The organism is Nafulsella turpanensis ZLM-10 (genome assembly GCF_000346615.1).
Taxonomy (GTDB): Bacteria; Bacteroidota; Bacteroidia; order Cytophagales; family Cyclobacteriaceae; genus Nafulsella; species Nafulsella turpanensis.
Genome location: NZ_ANNU01000038.1, coordinates 1 through 19,890, shown reverse-complemented (window position 1 = coordinate 19,890; position 19,890 = coordinate 1). Strand labels below are relative to the sequence as shown.

The 19,890-nt window shown below is 45.5% G+C and carries 15 protein-coding genes, 1 pseudogene and 1 riboswitch; all 16 genes and pseudogenes read left to right on the top strand.

What is annotated here, in order from left to right:
• The first annotated feature begins 187 nt into the window (after positions 1-187).
• The 16 genes and pseudogenes from F752_RS24345 (at position 188) to F752_RS0115210 (ending at position 19,772) form a co-directional block, all read left to right on the top strand.
• Positions 188-1,672 carry a hypothetical protein gene (locus F752_RS24345; protein WP_017732620.1) on the top strand — a complete coding sequence of 495 codons (1,485 nt, stop codon included), beginning with the start codon at positions 188-190 and terminating at the stop codon, positions 1,670-1,672.
• A 176-nt stretch (positions 1,673-1,848) separates the two neighbouring features.
• Positions 1,849-2,963: pseudogene (gene gmd / locus F752_RS24340) on the top strand (GDP-mannose 4,6-dehydratase).
• 388 nt (positions 2,964-3,351) lie between these two features.
• Positions 3,352-4,746, top strand: coding sequence for an undecaprenyl-phosphate glucose phosphotransferase (locus F752_RS0115280; RefSeq protein ID WP_017732618.1), 1,395 nt, complete (start codon positions 3,352-3,354; stop codon positions 4,744-4,746).
• A gap of 252 nt (positions 4,747-4,998) precedes the next feature.
• Complete coding sequence (locus tag F752_RS25465) at positions 4,999-5,847, top strand: DUF6089 family protein (protein ID WP_017732617.1); 849 nt, start codon at positions 4,999-5,001, stop codon at positions 5,845-5,847.
• A 146-nt stretch (positions 5,848-5,993) separates the two neighbouring features.
• On the top strand, positions 5,994-7,583 hold the full coding sequence (locus tag F752_RS25460) for an OmpA family protein (protein WP_017732616.1): 1,590 nt from the start codon (positions 5,994-5,996) through the stop codon (positions 7,581-7,583).
• Between the two features lie 498 nt (positions 7,584-8,081).
• Positions 8,082-9,131: an outer membrane beta-barrel protein gene (locus F752_RS0115265; protein ID WP_160164120.1), complete on the top strand. Its 1,050-nt coding sequence runs from the start codon at positions 8,082-8,084 to the stop codon at positions 9,129-9,131.
• A gap of 10 nt (positions 9,132-9,141) precedes the next feature.
• Positions 9,142-9,330: a hypothetical protein gene (locus F752_RS0115260; protein WP_017732613.1), complete on the top strand. Its 189-nt coding sequence runs from the start codon at positions 9,142-9,144 to the stop codon at positions 9,328-9,330.
• 167 nt (positions 9,331-9,497) lie between these two features.
• Positions 9,498-9,803 (top strand): IPT/TIG domain-containing protein, encoded by a 306-nt coding sequence (locus tag F752_RS0115255; RefSeq protein WP_152425157.1) that lies wholly within the window; start codon positions 9,498-9,500, stop codon positions 9,801-9,803.
• A 245-nt stretch (positions 9,804-10,048) separates the two neighbouring features.
• On the top strand, positions 10,049-12,601 hold the full coding sequence (locus tag F752_RS0115250) for an IPT/TIG domain-containing protein (protein WP_017732611.1): 2,553 nt from the start codon (positions 10,049-10,051) through the stop codon (positions 12,599-12,601).
• Between the two features lie 3 nt (positions 12,602-12,604).
• A complete protein-coding gene (locus F752_RS0115245) occupies positions 12,605-13,300 on the top strand; it encodes a hypothetical protein (protein WP_026135775.1) in 696 nt (231 codons plus the stop codon).
• A gap of 5 nt (positions 13,301-13,305) precedes the next feature.
• The gene (locus F752_RS0115240; protein ID WP_081604585.1) at positions 13,306-14,274 is read left to right on the top strand and encodes a WD40 repeat domain-containing protein; all 969 of its coding nucleotides are present in this window, start codon (positions 13,306-13,308) and stop codon (positions 14,272-14,274) included.
• A gap of 959 nt (positions 14,275-15,233) precedes the next feature.
• Positions 15,234-16,337, top strand: a complete 1,104-nt coding sequence (locus tag F752_RS0115230; protein ID WP_017732607.1) for an AI-2E family transporter — start codon at positions 15,234-15,236, stop codon at positions 16,335-16,337.
• Between the two features lie 448 nt (positions 16,338-16,785).
• Positions 16,786-16,897: riboswitch (TPP riboswitch) on the top strand.
• Positions 16,898-16,980: 83 nt separating this feature from the next.
• Positions 16,981-17,709: a class I SAM-dependent methyltransferase gene (locus tag F752_RS0115225; RefSeq protein WP_017732606.1), complete on the top strand. Its 729-nt coding sequence runs from the start codon at positions 16,981-16,983 to the stop codon at positions 17,707-17,709.
• Positions 17,706-18,770 carry an AIR synthase family protein gene (locus tag F752_RS0115220; protein WP_017732605.1) on the top strand — a complete coding sequence of 355 codons (1,065 nt, stop codon included), beginning with the start codon at positions 17,706-17,708 and terminating at the stop codon, positions 18,768-18,770. Before F752_RS0115225 ends, F752_RS0115220 begins: the two co-directional genes overlap by 4 nt.
• Before the next feature lie 78 nt (positions 18,771-18,848).
• On the top strand, positions 18,849-19,496 hold the full coding sequence (locus tag F752_RS0115215; protein ID WP_017732604.1) for a thiamine phosphate synthase: 648 nt from the start codon (positions 18,849-18,851) through the stop codon (positions 19,494-19,496).
• Between the two features lie 9 nt (positions 19,497-19,505).
• Positions 19,506-19,772 carry a Trm112 family protein gene (locus F752_RS0115210; RefSeq protein ID WP_017732603.1) on the top strand — a complete coding sequence of 89 codons (267 nt, stop codon included), beginning with the start codon at positions 19,506-19,508 and terminating at the stop codon, positions 19,770-19,772.
• The last annotated feature ends 118 nt before the right edge of the window (positions 19,773-19,890 follow it).

The following is a 19,890-nucleotide window of genomic DNA, read 5'->3' as shown; positions in this document are numbered from 1 at the left end:
CTTATAAAGATATTCCTTGCTTGTCCATTGTTGTTTTAAATTAGCTTGCACCCATAGTTTGTTTTAATACGTGCATAATTATATATTCTTACTCTTCCTTTTCTGTTTCCCTTGTTTAGCGCTACGGGCTCAGCAAACACATTTACCGCTGCAACATGATTACCAGCGAATCATTGAGCGTGAGGCTGTGAAGCAGAATCTGGATTTGCACACTTCCGTCCGTCCTTATCTGCGGAGCGAAATTAATGAGTTGACAGAGGTAGATTTACTTCTGCTTAGCCGGTTTGGCTCTTCTCCAAAGAAGAACCGCTCCTGGTTATACCGCAAGCTGTACCAGGAGCACCTGCTGCAATACAGCGATAGCCTTGTTAGCATATCAGCAGACATCCTGTTTGATTTAGCGGTGGGAAAAGAAAGGAACGGGGAGTATTTATTTACCAATACTCGTGGGGTACAATTACAGGGAGACCTTGGAAAGCAATTTTCCTTCTACACCGCTTTTTATGAAAACCAGGCCCACTTTCCTGACTACATTAGCGGGTACATAAAAAAAAGAAGGGTAGTGCCGGGGCAGGGGATGGCCCGTTTTGGAGGTGAGAATGAGGTAGACTATGCTATTCCCTACGGCTATATCAGCTATACGCCAAATCAGTATGTGAATTTCCAGTTCGGGCAGGATAAGAACTTCCTGGGCGATGGCTATCGGTCCCTCATTTTGTCGGACTTTGCCTACAATTATCCTTTTTTCAAAATCAGTACCCGCTTCTGGAAAATAAAATATGTAAACCTCTGGGCACAGTACATGGACATCAGCGAGGGTTTTAAAGGTCCGGTGTACCCGAAAAAATATGCGGCTTACCAGTACCTTTCCTTTCTGCCCATCCCTAAGCTGAACATCAGCATATTCCAGTCCATGATTTGGGCACCGGACACGAGTGGAGCCGGGGGAATTAACCTGGCGTACCTGAACCCGATTATTTTTGCCAACTCCATGAACTTTAACCAGGGTTCGCCTGCCAATGTCACCATGGGATTCAACATCCGCTACGACCTTTTAAATAGTGTCAGGCTGTACGGACAATTTATCCTGGATGATTTTCATGTGGCAAAGCTGCAGGAGGGGGACGGCTTTTTCCAGCAAAAGTATGGATATCAAGTTGGGGTAAAGGCTTTTGATGTTTTTGGTCTGCCTAACCTATTCGCTCAGGCAGAGTTTAATACGCTTCGTCCGTATGTTCATGGGCATAAAGACCCGCGACTGGCCAATGCCCACTTTAATGAGGCCCTGGCACACCCCCTGGGCGCCAATTTTAAGGAATGGGTGCTGATAGGCGCTTACCGATACAGAAGGGCAGAGCTCAGCACTAAACTTGTAGCCGCACGATTCGGAGCGGATTCTGCCGGCCTGCACTATGGGAAAGATATTTTCCGCTCAGACTATGAAGCCCCACGCGGTGAATTTTCTTTCGGAAATTTTACAGGCCAGGGAACGGCAACAAATCTTTACCACCTTACAACAAGCTTTAGTTACCTGCTAAACCCTGCCACCAATATGCAGCTGGAAGTGGGGCATATCTATCGGAAAGAGTTTTCCTCACTGCTTGATACAAACACGCAACTTTTCTACTTCGGCCTGAAAACAGCCCTGACCAATCGCTACTACGATTTTTGAAACCTTTATGTGGTTTTAATTTACTAACATCCAAATTAATTTATGGCTGACAAAGAAAGCTTAATTGCTTTCCGGATGTTTGGTAACATCATTTTACCAAAAAAATTAAAGAATAAATGAAAACTTCGCGTTCTCTGCGCTAAAGCTTAGCGCCCTTTGCGTGAACCTCTTAAACTATGAAAACAGCATTAATAACAGGTGTAACCGGGCAGGACGGTGCCTACTTAGCAGAACTCTTATTGGAAAAAGGCTATATGGTGCATGGCATCAAACGCCGCAGCTCCCTATTCAACACCGACCGCATCGACCACCTTTACCAGGACCCGCACGAAAAAAACATTAATTTCAAGCTGCATTATGGCGACCTGACCGACTCTACCAACCTGATTCGTATTATTCAGGAAGTGCAGCCGGACGAAATTTACAACCTGGCGGCCATGAGCCATGTAAAGGTAAGTTTCGATACGCCGGAATATACCGCCAATGCCGATGGGTTGGGTACGCTCCGCATCCTGGAGGCTATCCGTATCCTGGGCCTCACCAACAAAACAAAGGTTTACCAGGCCTCTACTTCAGAACTGTACGGCCTGGTGCAGGCAGTCCCGCAGTCGGAAACGACTCCTTTCTATCCACGCTCCCCTTATGCCGTAGCCAAACTGTATGCTTACTGGATTACCGTAAACTACCGCGAAGCCTATAATATGTTTGCCTGTAACGGTATTCTCTTTAACCATGAATCTCCGCTGCGGGGAGAGACCTTTGTAACCCGTAAAATTACCCGCGCCGCTGCCCGCATTGCCCTTGGGATGCAGGAAAAGATGTACTTGGGGAACCTCGATGCCCGCCGCGATTGGGGGCATGCAAAAGATTATGTGGAGGCCATGTGGCGCATCCTGCAGCAGGACGAGCCCGAAGACTTTGTAATTGCCACCGGTGTAACAACAACGGTTCGCGAATTTGTGCGCATGGCCTTTGCGGAGGTAGGCATTGCCCTTGCGTTCAGCGGTGAAGGCGTAGAAGAAAAGGGCTATGTGGTGTCCTGCAGTCACCCGGACTACCAGCTAGCAATCGGCCAGGAAGTGGTAAGTGTCGACCCCGAATATTTCCGCCCAACAGAGGTAGAACTGCTGATAGGCGACGGCAGCAAAGCCAAAGAGAAGCTGGGCTGGACACCAAAGTATGATTTGCCTGCCCTGGTAAAAGACATGATGGAAGCCGACCTGGGGAGCTCTTTAAACGCGACACCTACCTGCTGGAAGCCGGCCACCGGGTACTGAATTACCACGAGTAATTGCCACGATGAGTGAGAAACGGGCCAGGCGATTCTGAAAAATCAGCCCGGCCGGTTTTCTTCACCCGGGTTGGTATTGGGAAAAGTAGCATAGGATTATTGGAAGAATTTTCAAAGCAGGAGGGGGATAGGATATGCTGTGAGTAAGCATGCTCATCCACTCCTTTCATTTTAAGTTTCACACTTTCAGGTTGTTATAGTTCGGGCTAAATGGGTGTTTTTATGGGGGCCGTTTTTTGGCAGAAACAGGAAGATATGACATATTTAACAAAATGGAACTACAGCATTTTTCGGGTAAAAAATGTGGACTAAAAGTAGTAGCTTTGAAAGCTGTTGCGACATTGTTTAATGAAAGAATCAGGTAGCAGGGAAGTTTTCTTATTTAAATATGACGTATAAATACACGACCTTCTTTCGCTGGATTTCCATACTTTCTGATTTCGCCTTCCTGAACCTGGCTCTTTTTGTCAGCTTCCTGATGGAAAGCACCTGGGGTTTCTGGGAGGCAGAGGCGGAGCATTACCGGCTGCACTTCCTGGGCATTAACCTGTTCTGGTACTTCTGCTCCAGGAGGGTGAAGCTCTACGATGACATCCTGAACAGGGATGCCGGCCCGACCGCCATGGCACTCATTATTTCCCTGCTGATGTTCCTGGCGGGCATTCTCATTTGTTCCCTTGCCTTTCCACGCTTTAGCCTTACGATAGGCTTTGTGGTAAGGGTTTCTGTCATCCTGTCTGCTTCTCTGCTGCTGCTGAAATTCCTCTTCCTCTATTTGAGGAGATCGCAGCGAAGGTTCTGGCTGGATGTGGAGAAGGTGGCGATTGTGGGTGCTGGTCCGGCCGGTATGGAGCTGTACCGCTATTTAAAGGCTAACCCGCAGCTGGGGTATAGCGTGGAGGGAATATTTGATGATACCACCCCTCCTGCACCCGGAGCCTTACAGCTGCTGGGCAGGGTGGAAGATTGCTTTTCCTATGCGCTCTCGAACGGAATTTCCAAGGTATTTTGTGCACTGCCCGGGCATGAGGTGGAAAAAGCGAAAATGCTGATGGAAGAGGCCGACCGGCATATGCTGCGCCTGCGCCTGGTGCCGGATGTGCCGGCTTTTGCAGGCACCAGTATAGAAACGGAGCTCTTCGGGCAAATGCCGGTGCTGAGCCCAAGAATTGAGCCGCTGGAAAATAAGGCAAATGAGCTGGTAAAGCGGGCATTCGATGTATTCTTTTCCCTGCTGGTCATTGTATTCGTCATGAGCTGGCTGGTGCCGCTGATTGCGCTCCTGATTAAGCTCGATTCTCCCGGCCCTGTATTTTTCCGGCAGCAGCGCTCCGGTAAGGGAAATAAGCCTTTTTACTGTATCAAGTTCAGGAGTATGCAGGTAAACAGGGAGGCCGACCGCCTGCAGGCCAGCAAAGAGGACCCGCGCATTACCAGGGTAGGGGCCTTTCTCCGCAAGAGCAGTCTCGATGAGCTGCCCCAGTTTATCAATGTATTAATGGGCGATATGTCTGTAGTAGGGCCGCGCCCCCACATGCTCCGGCATACGCAGGACTACTCCCTGCAGATTAACAACTTTATGGTCCGGCATTTCCTTACCCCCGGCATTACCGGCTGGGCCCAGGTAAATGGCTATAGGGGAGAAACCAAGGAAGCAGGGGCGATGAACAGGCGGGTGGAAGCCGACCTCTGGTACCTGGAGAACTGGAGCTTTCTGCTGGATGTGAAAATTATTTTCAGGACCGTATGGCAGGTATTGCGGGGAAATGAAAATGTTTTTTAAAATATTGGGGAGCCGCCTAGGGTGTGGGGCCGCAAGGTGTAAAGAAATGCCTTTCAGCTCGCCCCGCTCTTGTTACCGCTTAGCCTTACCGTTAGTTGATTCGGGACGGGCGCTGCTAGGGTGGAAAGGGTGGAATTTTGCATGATTTTGATCCTTTTTTATAAAAATTATTAATGTTGTTTTATATTTGATGCTTACGGCCGCTTTTCTTCAGCTAAGGCCCTCCAGCCATCGAACATTTTCAAATAAAGTATGCAGTATAAACGCTCAACCCTCCTTGCCTGCCTCCTTTTACTGTGCACCACCCTTGCCTGGGGACAGGAATTAGAGATTACAGAAACGCCCGCTTATAAACCCAAAAACAGGCATGGAGACATTTCATACAGTGCCGGAGTTGGATTAAGCACTTACTATGGAGACCTCAAGGCGAACAGCATCGACATATGGGGAAAACCAAGCATACAGCTGGGAGCCCTTTACCGGTTTAACAACCACCTGCATTTCCGGACAGAACTGATCTGGTACCGTATTTCCGGGGCCGATTCCCTGAATGACGAGGATACCCGCATCTATGGGCGTAACCTTTCTTTCCGTTCCGATAATATAGAACTGAATGCCGTGGCCCTTTATGAATTGTATAACCGCTACTCGCAGAACCGCCCCCTGCTAATCCCTTATGGGTTTATTGGTTTGGGCCTTACCACCGTGAGCCCGGAAGCCTTTTATGAAGGGAAATGGTATGATCTGCGCCCGCTGATGACGGAAGGCGAAGCCTACAGCCCGCTGACCCTGGTAATTCCTTTTGGCGTGGGGGTGTCGTACGTGCTCGACGACCAGTGGGATATTTCCTTTGAGTATGGATACCGTTATGCCTTTACCGATTACCTCGATGATGCAAGCGGCTCGTATGTAGGGGTGGAAAATATTGAAGATCCCATCCGCCGGGCCCTTTCCGACCGTAGACCTGAAAAAGGACTTGCTCCTGCACCTGCCGGATTCGAAGATAGGGGAAACGGCAAATCCAATGACTGGTACCTGATTACCGGTTTAAAAGTGCGCTATACCCCACCACTGAGCAATAAAAACCCCTCCTTCAGGTAAGGGGAATATCTTTCGGCTGCTCTTCTTTTCAGTAAAACAGGCTGGGCAGAGAGGAGACTTTAGCTAACAGGATGTTATGATTTAGTGCTCCTGTAGAGGGTGCTAAGAACAGGAATGATACCAGAGGCGAACAAAGCAAAATTTAAATGAGAAAGAATACTTACTTTCTGGGGCTGATAGCCCTTTTCGGGACAAACTCCTTATGGGCGCAGGACGGCTCGGATACTGCTCAAACAGCGGACGCTACTTTTAATAAAACACCGATTGAGGATATTAATTCAGAATACCTGGAGGTGAGGCCACTGGTTACGGATAATGGAGAAATACTTTTCTTTAATCGCCGCTTTAGTGGAAAGAAGGACCAGGATATTTATGTAGTGGAGAAAAACCCGGAGACCGGGGAATGGGGAGAACCCCGCCTGCTGGGGGACGGCCTGAATAACAGGCGCATGAATGCGGTGGCCAGCGCCAACCCGAGCGGCAAAGAACTGGTGCTCTTTAATACCTACAAAGGAACGGATAATGTGCCGCTCGTTCGGACCATCAAGGAGAATGGCAGCTGGTCGGCCCCCGAGGAAATTAACATCCAGGGCTATGAAAACTTCAGTCCCTATTCCGATTTTTTTGTGGACTACAAAAAGGAAGTTTTACTGATGGCCATTCAGCCCAAAGAAACCGAGGGCGGGCAGGACCTTTTCGTATCCTTTCCACAGGGCGAAAGTGGCTGGTCGGAACCCCTTAATATGGGGCCGGTGCTGAACAGTGCCAAAGACGATTTCGCGCCTTTTATGGGGGCGGATACCAGAACGCTTTTCTTTAGCTCCTATGGACATGACACAGGGGGCGGCAGCGACATCTTTATGTCGGTGCGCCTGGATGATAGCTGGACCAACTGGTCGGAACCGGTGAAGCTGGGGGAGGAAATAAATACGGAAGGGGATGAAAATTACTTTTCAATGGACAAGGAATTTAACCACCTTTATTATACCAGCCAGATAAAAGGAGAGCAGGATGGAGGGATCATAGAGGTTCAGTTGCCGGAAGATTTTACGGCGATAAACGGTCCGGTGCTGTCGCGCCTCAACGGGGTGGAGATTAAGAAAATAATGGACAGTGGTAACTATGAAATTAACCCGGCTGGCAGAAAGACCAATGCACAGGGTGTTGGTTTCCCCGGCTGGCCGGTTGAGGAGGAAGAAGCAGATACGGCAGTGGTCGTTGAAGAAAGTGCAGAGGAAGAGAATCCTTTTTTACCTGAAAGGTTAAGAGGATTCCAGCCGGTGGCAGAGGTGAGTAACCTGAGTGCGGAAGCAGCTGCAGTACTCGATTTCCTGGAGGAAGAACTTCCTGAGGCCGATTTGGCGGTGCGCCTGAAGGGCGACACGGCAGAGTTTAAGCTGGTCCAGAATATTCTGTATGATTTTAACAGCGTCTATCCACAGGGAACCTACTATGATCGTTTGAACAACATTAAGAATGTGCTGAAGGAAAAAGATGAGCTGAAGCTGCAGTTAATCGGCCATACCGACAGCATTGGTTCGGCGGAGGTAAATGAAGAGGTGGCCAGACTTCGGGTGGCGAACATACGACGCTATTTGACAGAGCGGGGCGTGAGCAGTAACAGAATTGAGATAATTGGTGCCGGGCAAGGCGAGCCTGTTGCACCAAATGAAACGGATGAAGGCAGGGACCTGAACAGGAGGGTGGAAACCATTATTCGCTTTATCGAAAAATAATTGGTTGAAAAAGCAAAGTAAAGAAAAGAGGTCCGGGCATTGTCCGGACTTTTTTTTGAACGAGTTTTTCTGCCCTGGAGCGTCCTGGTTTTGGGAGGGCCTCAGGCGCGAAGCCCACCAACTTTTCAATAGTCCATTTTCGGGTAAGCTTGCAGATGCCTCTGAAAAACAGCAAAATTTTCTAATAAAGTACTTGCACATTACAAGTGGATAGCTAAATAGAATTAAATATTATATTTGAATTGTAACGGAGTTGATCATTTCAAAAAAAGTTTAACCAATAGATAGATGCGAGAGAAACTATTTAAATTTCCACCTGCTTTTCTGGCTCTGCTGCTTTTTAGCTTTCCGCTACTGGGGCAGAACCAAACCACCCGGGGATACCAGGAGTATGTTATTCTCCAGTCCAGCGACACCCTTTATGGGGAGATTCAGGAGGGCCTCGATTCAAAATCTATCCGCTTCCAGTCTGCTACAAATTCTGTTCAGGATTTTTCTGTGGGTCAGGTAAAGGGCTACAAAACAAAAAATGGAAAATCCTATGTGGGCATAGAGGTGAATTTAGGCGATGAAGGACCAAATTTACTCTTTGTTCAGGCGCTTGTAATAGGGAAAGTATCTCTCTACCAGTACAGGGAATTTTTCTTTGTTACGAAAGACGATTCAGTTTCAGTCCAGATTAAAATGGTGGAAAAAGAAGAGTATGTTGGGGAGAAGAGGGTGATTCGGAAAACATATACCAACTTAGGAAAGCTCTCCTATTTATTAAGCGATTGCTCCCTTTTACCCTCTGTAACTGGTTTCCGGATTCTTACGGAGAGAAACCTTACCAACCTGATAGTGGATTACAATGAATGTACTTCAGAAAACTTTATTGTATTTAAGAATGAAAAACCCTGGACTTCATTCAGTTTTGGAGTTGCAGGCGGAATGAATTCCTCGAATATAAGTTTCACTTCCACCCAAACACTTTACATTGTTATTTCTGAAGGTACGTTCAGCACAAGCAAATCACTTGCATTAATGGCTTCTTTAGCAGTTTCATCGCCAAGAATTAATGAACGGATTTCATTTAGAACCGATATCCTGTACCATAAAAGCAGTTTTACAGCTCTTATTTCTAATAACTACAGGGACTTTCTGAATAATGAACAAATGGACTTCTCCCTTCATTCCGTTACATTGCCTGTAACCTTCCAGTACATGCTTAAAAAGAAAATCCTAAACCCTTATCTAAATCTTGGAATTAGTTACCAAAGGAATTTCGGTACTGAAATGAACTATGTACGGGAAATTGGAAGTAAAGACACTCCGTATATTGAAGAGAAGGCAGAGCCTTTTGTTGTAAAAAAAGCACTCTTTGGGTTTACCGGCACTGTTGGGCTAAGCAAAAGCTTTTCAGCAGGTACAAGCGGATTCATCGAGTTAAGGGCTGTAAGTGCCGAAAACTTCCATGCGACTAACTTCGATGAGTTTACCGGAATAGCTGCAAAACAAATTACTTCCTCTTTACTTTCTCTTTCTCTCATGGCTGGAATAAACTTTTAACCAATAGCGAATGAGTAAGTGCCGTTCAGCCTCCCTTAATTTCCTGCTGCTACTGATTGTGCTTGTTTCGGGCTGTAAAGAAGAGGTGTTAATTCCTGAGCAACATTTAAGCCTCAGTACACTTCCTGTAACAGACATTTCCGAGGCAGGCGCTGTTTTTCATGCCGGCTTAAGTAACTCTGAAAAAAAGAAATTATAGAGTACGGGTTTTTATGGCAAAAAGAAGAGGAGCCTGACTATGATACATCTAATAAAAAGGTGCTGTCTGCTCCCTTAACAGAAGGGAATTTTTCTGCTATTATCAAAACTACCTTACAGGCATACAAAAAATACCATGTACGGCCCTTCCTAAAAGTGCAGGATAAAATGATTTATGGAACGACCACCTACTTTATCAGCAAGGGAAGCGGTGCACCTGAAGTCATAGCCATTACACCCTCTGCCGGGCTTTGGGGCGATACGGTTGAAATTAAGGGACAGGGTTTTAGCTACAGAAAGGAAGAAAACCAGCTGCTGTTTGGAGAGCTAGAAGCAGAAATTACTTATAGCACGGATACAAACCTGCAGGTGCTGGTTCCTAACCACAGGACGAATGAAACAGTAAAAGTTACTGTTGCCACAACTGGCAGGTGGGCTGAAAACTATCTTCATTTTACCTATGAGTTACCCTGAAGTTCAAAGTCTTTTCCTCTTCTCCGCAGCCATCTTTAAAGCGATTCTATTTTAAAATGCCTGAGCAAATGGAGTTTAGAGAATCCGACATACTGAGAGTGGGAATGGTAATTGCCAGGCAAGGTTCAAATACGGAGCTATTAATGATTCACTATACCGATTAACAGAGAAACATTTACATATTTATAACAGCTCTTCCTGAAGGCTTATGTAATGGGTAAAGAGCCATTTATTAGAACTGAAACGTGAAAAACAAACTCTATATCGCTTTAATCATCCTTTTACTGGGCTGTGAAAAGGAAGTTGAATTTGAGTATCCCCTTGTACAAACCGGTGAGGTAACGGACATAACTAAAAGAGGGGGCAACTTCAATGCAAAACTGCTGGCAACTGCGGAAGATGAGATTATTGAACATGGCTTTATATGGGGTGACCGTAAGGGCTTCTCCCATGAAAAAGCACAAATATTAGCCATAGAAGGAGTGCCGGAAAGCGGCACATTTTCAGCTTTTTTTCCTACTGTTTTGTCCCAGCCAACAGAGATATACATTAGAGCCTTTGTAAGAACCAGACACCATGTGAGCTATGGATCTGAGGTGTCTTTTTTAGGGTTGAAAAGTGAAGCCCCGGAATTAATCGATTTTTTTCCTAAGGAAGGATACAGTATGGATACCCTAGTGTTAACAGGACGTTACTTTAGCACCACAACTGAACATAATAAGGTATATTTTGATTCAGTGGCATCCTCCATTATTTACTCTTCTACTGATACCCTGAAGGTTATTGTACCAAAGCTGTTAAAGGATTCTGCTAAAGTATCTGTTTCCTTATTAAAGGAGGCTGCCGCATATAGCCGAAAGTTTACCTTCCTCGCTCCTCGTATCTCTGGTTTTTATCCTGAAAAAGGAAACCTCCGGGACAGTTTGGTAATTGTTGGGCAGAACTTCAGTGCTGATTATATGGAAAATAATTATAATTACACAGAGGTTAAGTTAGGTGGCGTAGCAGCCGAGATTCTACATCTATCACCTGACACAGTAATCGTTAAGGTACCGACATACTCTTACAGTACTGAAGCTCTTTCGGTAGAGATCCGTAACCAAAACTATTTGCGCCATACCGCAGAGAAAGAATTCAACCTCAATGCGCCTCTCATTTCAGGCTTTTATCCGCATCAGGTTAATATTAATGATACCCTTGTAATTTACGGAACCAACCTTGCCATGCCTTCTGGCCAAAGCTGGGTAACCATAGGAAATCATTATAATCTGCAGCCATTGCATGCTTCCGGAGATACCATAAAAGTTCTAATACCAGACCTCATGCGAGAGGAAACTGCAGAAATAAAAATAAAAAACCACAACCTGATTACGGTTACTGCCGGGGAAAAGATTACCCTTATTACCCCCGAGTTGTCAGGATTCACACCTGAAGAAATAAGCCTCTGGGAAAGCACTCCCATTATTATTAAGGGGACTAATTTTACTAAAAACCCTGCATCATTAAAAGTATTTATTGGTGAACATGAAGCCACTATACAGGAAATTACACCCAGCCAGCTAAAAGTGCTCACTCCGGCAGGTTTTGCAGTCCGAGAAAGCCAGGTGTATGTTCAGATGAATAACTTCAAAAAACAGGCTCCAGGAATATTACTTATTGCTCCCCTGCGCTTAGATGATTTTTACCCGAAAGTTATCTCTACAGGACAGGAACTAACCATTACCGGAGCAGACTTTCACCCAGTTAGATGGAGAAATAAAGTAATAATAGGAGGCGCTGAGGCAAGAGTTTTACAGGTAAGTGTAAATGAATTAAAAGTAGAAGTACCTACCCAACCGGCACCCCACTATCCGCCAGCTGAAGTATCAGTATCAGTAGAGGTTATGGGAGATCTCAAAACTTTTGAAGAAAAGCTTTTAATTGATATTCCCTGGAGCCAAATAAGTGAGTTTCCCGGTGTTACGAACAGCTACTCCTTAAATCAGCAGTTTATTGATTACGAAAGTTTTGTAATAGGTAATAAAGTTTATATAGGTTTATGTTTCTCTAATGAGTGGTGGTCTTTTGAACCTTCCTCCCTGCAATGGCATAAATTAGCCGATTTTCCTGGCAAGCCAAGAATTAAAGGAACAGGCTTTGTCTTAAACGGTAAAGTTTACTTTGGCGGAGGCTATAATCATGGACACCTGCAGGACTGGTGGCTCTACGATCCTTCAACTGACAGCTGGAGCAAAAAGAATGATTTACCCTTAACCGCCACTTCCGGATTTTCCATCCTGGGTTTCATGTATAATATGCAGGGATACCTGGTCGTGAGTAATCCGGAGAGTTCTCAAAATAACATCATTGTATATAACGAGGAGCAGGATTTATGGAACCATTATACTGCTTTCCCCGAAAGTTTTTCTACTAAATACCATAGCTCTTACTTTGCTCATGTGGTTGGTAACGAGCTTTTCTTGGGATTTCAGAGAACAATGTTTTATAGAGACATCAAAACATACTCTTACTCCTTTACCGACGACATCCATTGGCAATGGAGGGAATTATCAAGTTATCCAAACAGCACATTTTCCTATCAGCCACTAATATTCTCTTACAATAACTACTTCCTGTACCTAAAAACAGATGCCGCCACTAATTTCCATTCATATCAAAGGGCTTATAGATCATGGGTTCCTTCTCCTGTTGAAGTACCTGAAAATATACGAGGTGGAATAAGCTTTCAGATAAATGGCAAAGACTATATCGGTCTTGGCGGAAGCAGGGCTATCTGGGTGTACGAACCGAAAAAATAAGTAATGATGAAAAAGACTATCCTTCTGTTTCTCCTCACCTTCCTGGCAGGAACAGCTGTGCAGGCGCAGTTTATTAAAAACAAGCTTAACCTTCACCTGAGCTATGCGCAACTGATACCTGAACAGGAAGATCATGTAAGGGAGGGAGAATATTACACCCCTTCTCTGTTTAATAATATGAACACCAGGCTTTCTTTTTCCGTGAAGGCATCTTATAAGGTACTGCCTTACTTAAGCCTGGGAATAGGTACAGACAGAAGCCATTATAAAAACTGGACGTATAATGACTATACTCATTACAGCCATGCTAAAATTACAGAAACAGCCTTTTACCCGCTACTCGAACTCCATACAGAGCAAACCACCAGGGGCTTCTTCAACAGGATTAGACCAAGGTTGCAATTTAGCCCGGTAATAGGCCGTGCAAAGGTCTCATTTGCCCATCCTCATTTCTTCGTAAAGTCTATGCTTCCGATCTCACCGGGTGAGATTTTATCAGCCACCAATACCTTCAGGGGCATTAAAGCATCGGTAGGTCTTGATGTAGTTATCCATCAGAACGCGGGATTCTCTGCTGCCTTTGGTATTAAAGACTATTCGCTATCACCTCAATTATATCCTGACACCGAACTGAAGCAAACTTTCCTGGAGGCAGGAATATTTTATAGGTTTGTTAAAAACAAGCGGTTTTACCTGTGAAAAAAATGAAAAAGAGAACAATGCCCCTCATCCTTCTTGCCCTCCTCTTCATCAATTTTTCTCCCTGCTTTGCCCAGGTAAAAGTACTGGGGAACCCGAACAGCATTGTATATGATATGGCATTCTCTGAAGGAGGAAGCCAATTGGCAGCAACAGAAAACAAACGTATTAATCTGTTTGAGCTTTCCTCTGCGAAGGCAGTTAAGACCTTTGAGGGAGCGCATTCCGGGTCGGTCTTAGCTGTTGATATTTCCCGGGATAGCAGTAAAATAGTATCCGGAGGTAAAGATGGTTTAGTAGTTCTGTGGGATATTCAGTCAGAAAGGCCACTGAGAACCATCCGCCATACCGCAGCGGTAACTGTTGCTAAATTTATTCCTGAAGAAGATGTCTTCATTTTTGGCGGAGCAGACGGGAAGCTTGCGGTTTATAACTATCGTGAAGACAAACAGCTGCCCGGGCTAAGCCTGCACACAGCCGATATTACTGCACTGGCCCTCTCGGCAGATGGTAAAACAGCTGCCAGCGCAGACGCAGCTAAAAATATTTTCCTGTGGGACACAAAGACCGCTCGTCTTTTAAATACCCTGCCAAAAGCAAAAAAGTGGGTAAGAGCTCTCCATTTTAATAGATCAGGTGAAACGCTTTATGCTGCCGGAGATGATACAAGGGTAACCTATTATCATATAGGTGATTCTTTAGCTGACTTTCATAGACTGCAGAAGGGAAGAGGTTGGGTTCTTAGTCTTGACCAAATGAACAACATTAGCGGTGAGGAAATAATCGTTCTATCACGAATTTCAGGTTTAGTTCAGGTGGTTACCCCTAGCGGAGGATATAAATATAAAGCCCCACGACCCGTACATAAAGTGCTGTTTATGCCCCAGCAAAAGGTCTTTATCGGTTTAGTTGTAGCGACAAGAGGAAAAGGAATACTGATTGTTGAGGGAAAAGACATGAAAGTAACCAATTGACCTTCTCCCAATAAATCGGGCTAATGTAAAGAGGAGAAAGCGGCCGTTACCGGAACTTTAAAAAGCAGAGTTTGCCCGGCCACGGCGGCAGAGGCGCAAAAACTCTTTGCCATTAAATAATCCGGGACGCGGGTAAGGGTTGCAGAAGTGCGCGGAAATACGAGGGGACCTTTTACAATCGCATTACAGAACAGAAGAAATCACCACCTGCTGGGTTCGGCTACCTTCACCACCATTGTGCGCAAAGGTGCGTCTCTTGAAAAGGTCTCCGGCCCTTAGGGACCATCAGAGTGTGGTAACCATTAAAAGTTACTGGGTCGGCTTTGATGATGCAGTGAAGAAGGTGGCGGGTAATGTGTAGGACTTCTATTAGTAAGCTTACATAAACCTTTTATAGAAAGGGCCTTGGATGCCTTTGTGCCGGATTTTTTCTGCCGGTTTGTCTTTTATAAATCATCAGTCAATGTCTATAATTTAAAGGAACGGGTACCTTAAAATCTAATCCAACCCTTCCCTTTTGGAGGAGGAAGAGAGGTTTTTTATTTCTGTGAGGTGAGTTCCAAGCCATGATATGCTTACTTTTTAACGGATGCGGGTATGCTGCCAGCGGCCCGGATGAAGTCCCTGCATAAATTTCAATAAAGCATTCGGCAAAAGGCAAAGTAGAGCTCAGTAGCAGCTGGAATAATCTGCCAGAACATGCCTGTTGCTTTCTAAAATTACTGGAAAGCCAGTTTCGCTTCTTTCTTTTCTGTTAATGAAGTAAACAATCCTTCTTCAAACAGGAAAAGAGGCTTAAAACCAAACAAAATGGCTTTTAAACGGTAATGCTATAAGATTCCTTTAATGCCGGACAAGGTGCTTTTTCTTAAGTTTTATGGCACTATTATTTCTGCCCGGAAAGTGTGAGGGAGGAATGTCCGGATCTGAGGTATATGCATTAGTTTTGAACTCATTCTATGGATAATAAAAAGAAGCGATTTTTACTGGTTTTATTTCTGCTTTCAGGTATCGCTTATTTTATTTTCCATGGCCTTGCTTTGGCCAAAGGTGTGCTGGCCCCCTTTTTTCTTGCCATCATTCTGGCCATGACACTTACTCCTGTTGCGAATTTCCTGGAGAGAAAAGGGTTCAAAAGAGCCTGGTCCTCCTTTTTTTCTGACCTTATTTTCCTTGTTTTAATCCTTAGCATAATGGGAGCGGTAGGTTTAGAGCTCCAGGGGGTGGTAAAACAATGGCCGGATATCCAAAACCGGCTCACCTCCCGAATGAATGAGCTGGAGGCCTTTATCGAGGAAAAAAGCGGCTTTACGATGGGAGGCCCCGGCTTTACCAATCCTGAGCAGGAAATTGCCCAAGGGCAGGAGGCAGAAATCGGCATTCCCATTGAAGACTTACCGGTAAGGAGCTGGTTGCAAACATCTCTGGAAAAGGTGCTTAATTTTTCAGGAACCATTTTATTAATTCTGGTATATATTTTTTTTATGCTGCTGTACCGCAGAAAATTTGAAAATGCGGTACTAAAGTACCTTCCTGATAAAGATAAAAACAGGGGGAAACAGGTTCTTTCAGAAATCATAAAAAATGCCCAGCATTACTTTTTTGCCCGAATGATTGTCATCCTGATTGACGCCAGTCTGTATGCGATAGGATTTTCGATCTCCGGGATAAAAAGCCCTATCACTACTGCCATTCTTGCTGCAGTACTGGCTATAGTTCCTTATGTTGGAAATATTGTGGGAGGTTCCATTGCCGTTGTCCTTGCCTTTATCACCACAGCAAGTCTGCAATCTGTCTGGATTGTATTGGGTACCATGGTCATTACCCAGTTTGTTGAAAGTTATTTTATTTCTCCCTACTTAGTCGGCAAACGTGTCCATATCAATCCGCTGTTTACGATATTCACCATTGTGGTGGGGGGAGCCGTTTGGGGTATTATTGGTATGATCGTCTTTCTGCCGCTATTCAGCTTTTTAAAAGCAGTTGCAGATCATGTGCCCATCCTAAACCCGCTTGGGTATACTCTTGGAAATGAGGATGTTTCAGAAGTTGAAGAGACCTGAGCTTTTTCCTTTTGGCTCGCCAAGTATTTGGAAGATTCCTGCAAAGTCAGTTGAGTTTATAAATAGTTACGGGGCAGGATTTTTAATCCTGCTCATGGGTTGAAGGATTAAAAATCAATGCCGTTTAGGTAAGAGGTTTTGTAAATAAATCCAATAAGGCTCTGTGTGAACAGCTAAAAAAGCTAATGTAAAGAACCGGAAAAGGTAAAAGGTTTAGAAAGGAGGATGCTGTGAAGAAGGTGACCAGTAATTTACCGGACTTTGGGTAAGGTTAATTCTTGCAATTATATTAATAGTTTTCGTGTTTTCACCGACAACTAATAGCCGACAATATTCCTTAGCCTATTCATAAAGGTAAAGGAACAATAAAGTGGCAGCCCTGAGTAAGTTGAGATTTGTATTTTTGGCAGGCATTTTTTCGCCTTCTGCTTATAATTATATATCTTCGTACTGTTGCACGGGGTGCTTAACAATTGGTATTAGACCAAATGGGAGGCTGAGATTATACCCGCAACCTGATCTGGATAATACCAGCGTAGGAAATGCAAAATTGCTTAGCACATTAGTTGTTATTTAATGCGTAAGTGCCATTGCCTGTCTGCTGGATCCGGGCTGTGGCATTTTTTGTTTTAAATAATGGACAATGAGCAATATTGAGCAAAAGAAATTCGACCTTGTTACCCAAAACCTCCGTAAGTGGCAGGGGCGTGAAGAATGGTTTTTTAACAGGGACCACACCGATACCTATGAGCTGTGGTACGAAGGCCGCTACAAGCGGGCCGAAATCTGGCAAAAGAAAGTTATCGGCCAGCTTATAAAGAAAGACACCCGGGTAAAGACCCTGCTGGAATTTGGTTGCGGAACCACCCGCTTTACCCGCTGGTGGCATGAAATAGGCATTGAAGCCAGCGGCGGCGATATTTCTCCTTTTATGCTGGGGCAGGGAGCTCACCTTTTCGATGGAGATCTTGTCCTGGCCGATTCTCACCACATGCCCTTTAAAGATCATACCTTCGATGCACTTGCCTTTATTACCACCTTCGAATACTATAAAGACCCGGTAAAGGTAATCAGGGAGGCTGTTCGTGTAGGGAAGTACGGCATTGTGTTTGGCATGATGAACAGGAATTCCCCGAAAGTTGCCCGCAGGAGGATTCAGGAAATGTTCGGCAAAAATCCTTTTTACGTAACCGCTACTTTCTATACGCCAAAGAAATTAATTGCCGTCATCCAGGAAGCCCTGCAGGGAAGAGATTACACCGTGGAGTGGAAGGCCACCGGTCTACCCAAATGGTTCCCGGTGCAGCAGTGGGGAATGCCCTATGGCGATTTTTTTGGTTTACATGTGCGGCTGAATGATGTGGATTCATGAGTGCTTTCGAAGACAATTCAGGAAAAATAGGCAGCGGAACCTTTAAGGAAGTGCTGCTTCCGCAATGCGGGTACAGCAGAAAGGAAGTGCTGACAGGTCCCCGCTTTGGAGTAGATACGGCCGTTATTGATTTGGGAAATGGGATGGGCATGGCTGTGTCCAGCGATCCGCTGTCCCTTATTCCTTCCCTGGGGCTCAGGGAATCGGCCTGGCTTTCGGTTCATCTGCTGGCGAACGATATGGCTACAACCGGCTTTGCGCCTATGTATGCCCAGTTTGTGCTCAACCTGCCCACCAGCCTTTCTTTAGCGGCATTTAAAGAATACTGGAGGTACATCCATGAGTTTTGTGAAGAAATCGGGGTAGCTATCACCGGTGGGCATACAGGACAGGCCGAAGGCCAGGATTCGACCATTTCAGGAGGGGGAACCATGTTTCTGACGGCTCCTAAAGACGAAATTATTACGAGCAATTGTGCCGCGCCCGGAGATGTAATTGTGGTTACCAAAGAAACCGCTTTAGCTTCCTCCTCCATTCTGGCCATGAGCTTTCCGGAAACGGTAAAAAATAAGCTAGGGAAAGAAGTGTTTGAGAGGGGCTGTGAGAATTTCTACCAGACCTCTTCCCTGCAGGATGCCCTCCGTGCGACAGAACTACTCCGGAACCGGGAGGAGTTAAAAGCCATGCATGATGCAACCGAAGGAGGCGTAGTGGGGGCTATTATCGAAATGGCACAGGCCTCCGGCTGTGGTTTCCTCATCCACAACGATAAGCTGCCGGTGGGAGAAGCTCAGCGGCGGATTACCCGGCTGTTTGGCATTGATCACCGCTTTTGTGTAGGGGCGGGTTCCATGATTATGGCCGTTAGGAAAGGCAGGGAGCAGGAACTGGTTACGCACCTTCAAAGCAAGTCCATCAAAGCTACGGTAGTGGGCGAAATGACCGACCGGCAGGAAGGTTTCCGCATTGTTGAAAATGAGGAAGAGAAACATCTTTTCTTTGATGGGAAGGACCCTTACTGGGAAGCCTTTTTTAAAGCCATGAAAGCCGGTATGAAGTAAATAAAGGCCGCTGCTACACCTGTTGGCTTAAAAAGGAATAGGCGATAATGGAGATCTTTCAACGCTAAAAAATTACCGATGCAAAGAGGGAAGAAGATTACCGGAGGCATTTACCTGGTGCTGAATCCCGCTCTTGAAAAGCCGGTTCTGCTGGAAAAGCTGGAGCAGGCCCTGGAGGGAGGGATAGCGGTGCTGCAGATATGGAATAACTGGGTGGATACGTTTAGCCTGACCGAAAAGAGGGAACTTATCGGGCCCATAATCAAACTTGCCTCCGCTTACCAGGTGCCTGTTTTGATCAACGAAGAATGGGAGCTGCTGAAGGGCACTTCCCTGGATGGCGTACATTTTGATGCCATTCCTGAAAATTACGAGCGCATAAAACAGGAGATTGGGAGGAGGTTTATGGCAGGTATTACCTGCAGCAATAACCTGGCCCCTATTTACTGGGCCGAGGAAAACAGGGTGGATTATGTTTCTTTTTGCTCCGTCTTTCCTTCCTCCTCCGTTGCCAGCTGCGAAATTGTAAAGCCGGAAACCATCAGGAAAGCCAGGGAAATAACCCAAATGCCGCTTTTCCTTTCCGGTGGAATCAGCGTGGACAATATGTCTCACCTTCAGGAGCTGGATTTTAACGGAGTCGCGGTTATTTCAGGTATACTGAATGCTGAATCTTCCCGGCAGGCTGCTGCTTCCTATCAGGATGCTTTAAACAAACTAAACTAAAGAAATCAAATGAAAGTATCACTTTTAGATAATCTATGCTGTCCCGTAGATAAACACGAGCTGGCCTTCCGGCCTTTTGTAAAAGACGAAAACGGAGATATCGTAGAAGGCCTTCTAAGCTGTGCGGAGTGCCGCCGATATTACCCCATCGTATACGGTATCCCAATTATGACGCCCGATGAGTACCGTGAAAAATCACTGGAAGAACCGATACTGGCTAAGTGGGGATTAAGCTTGCAGGACAAAGCCACCCCGAAGCTACTCCTGAAAGAATAAAAACTAGTAAGCTTCAGGGGCGGACAGGCTTTCTATAATGGACCCCGAAAATAGGACAGCAGGTTAAGTGTAAATTATTAACTTGTTATCCTATGCAAAAGAGAAGACAATTTTCAGC

What these genes read in the sequence shown, in the direction of transcription:
- F752_RS0115280 (WP_017732618.1), top strand. Translation starts at nt 3,352, where the DNA reads ATGACGTATAAATACACGACCTTCTTTCGCTGGATTTCCATACTTTCT.
- F752_RS25465 (WP_017732617.1), top strand. Translation starts at nt 4,999, where the DNA reads ATGCAGTATAAACGCTCAACCCTCCTTGCCTGCCTCCTTTTACTGTGC.
- F752_RS25460 (WP_017732616.1), top strand. Translation starts at nt 5,994, where the DNA reads ATGAGAAAGAATACTTACTTTCTGGGGCTGATAGCCCTTTTCGGGACA.
- F752_RS0115260 (WP_017732613.1), top strand. Translation starts at nt 9,142, where the DNA reads ATGAGTAAGTGCCGTTCAGCCTCCCTTAATTTCCTGCTGCTACTGATT.
- F752_RS0115255 (WP_152425157.1), top strand. Translation starts at nt 9,498, where the DNA reads ATGATTTATGGAACGACCACCTACTTTATCAGCAAGGGAAGCGGTGCA.
- F752_RS0115245 (WP_026135775.1), top strand. Translation starts at nt 12,605, where the DNA reads ATGATGAAAAAGACTATCCTTCTGTTTCTCCTCACCTTCCTGGCAGGA.
- F752_RS0115240 (WP_081604585.1), top strand. Translation starts at nt 13,306, where the DNA reads ATGAAAAAGAGAACAATGCCCCTCATCCTTCTTGCCCTCCTCTTCATC.
- F752_RS0115230 (WP_017732607.1), top strand. Translation starts at nt 15,234, where the DNA reads ATGGATAATAAAAAGAAGCGATTTTTACTGGTTTTATTTCTGCTTTCA.
- F752_RS0115225 (WP_017732606.1), top strand. Translation starts at nt 16,981, where the DNA reads ATGAGCAATATTGAGCAAAAGAAATTCGACCTTGTTACCCAAAACCTC.
- F752_RS0115220 (WP_017732605.1), top strand. Translation starts at nt 17,706, where the DNA reads ATGAGTGCTTTCGAAGACAATTCAGGAAAAATAGGCAGCGGAACCTTT.
- F752_RS0115215 (WP_017732604.1), top strand. Translation starts at nt 18,849, where the DNA reads ATGCAAAGAGGGAAGAAGATTACCGGAGGCATTTACCTGGTGCTGAAT.
- F752_RS0115210 (WP_017732603.1), top strand. Translation starts at nt 19,506, where the DNA reads ATGAAAGTATCACTTTTAGATAATCTATGCTGTCCCGTAGATAAACAC.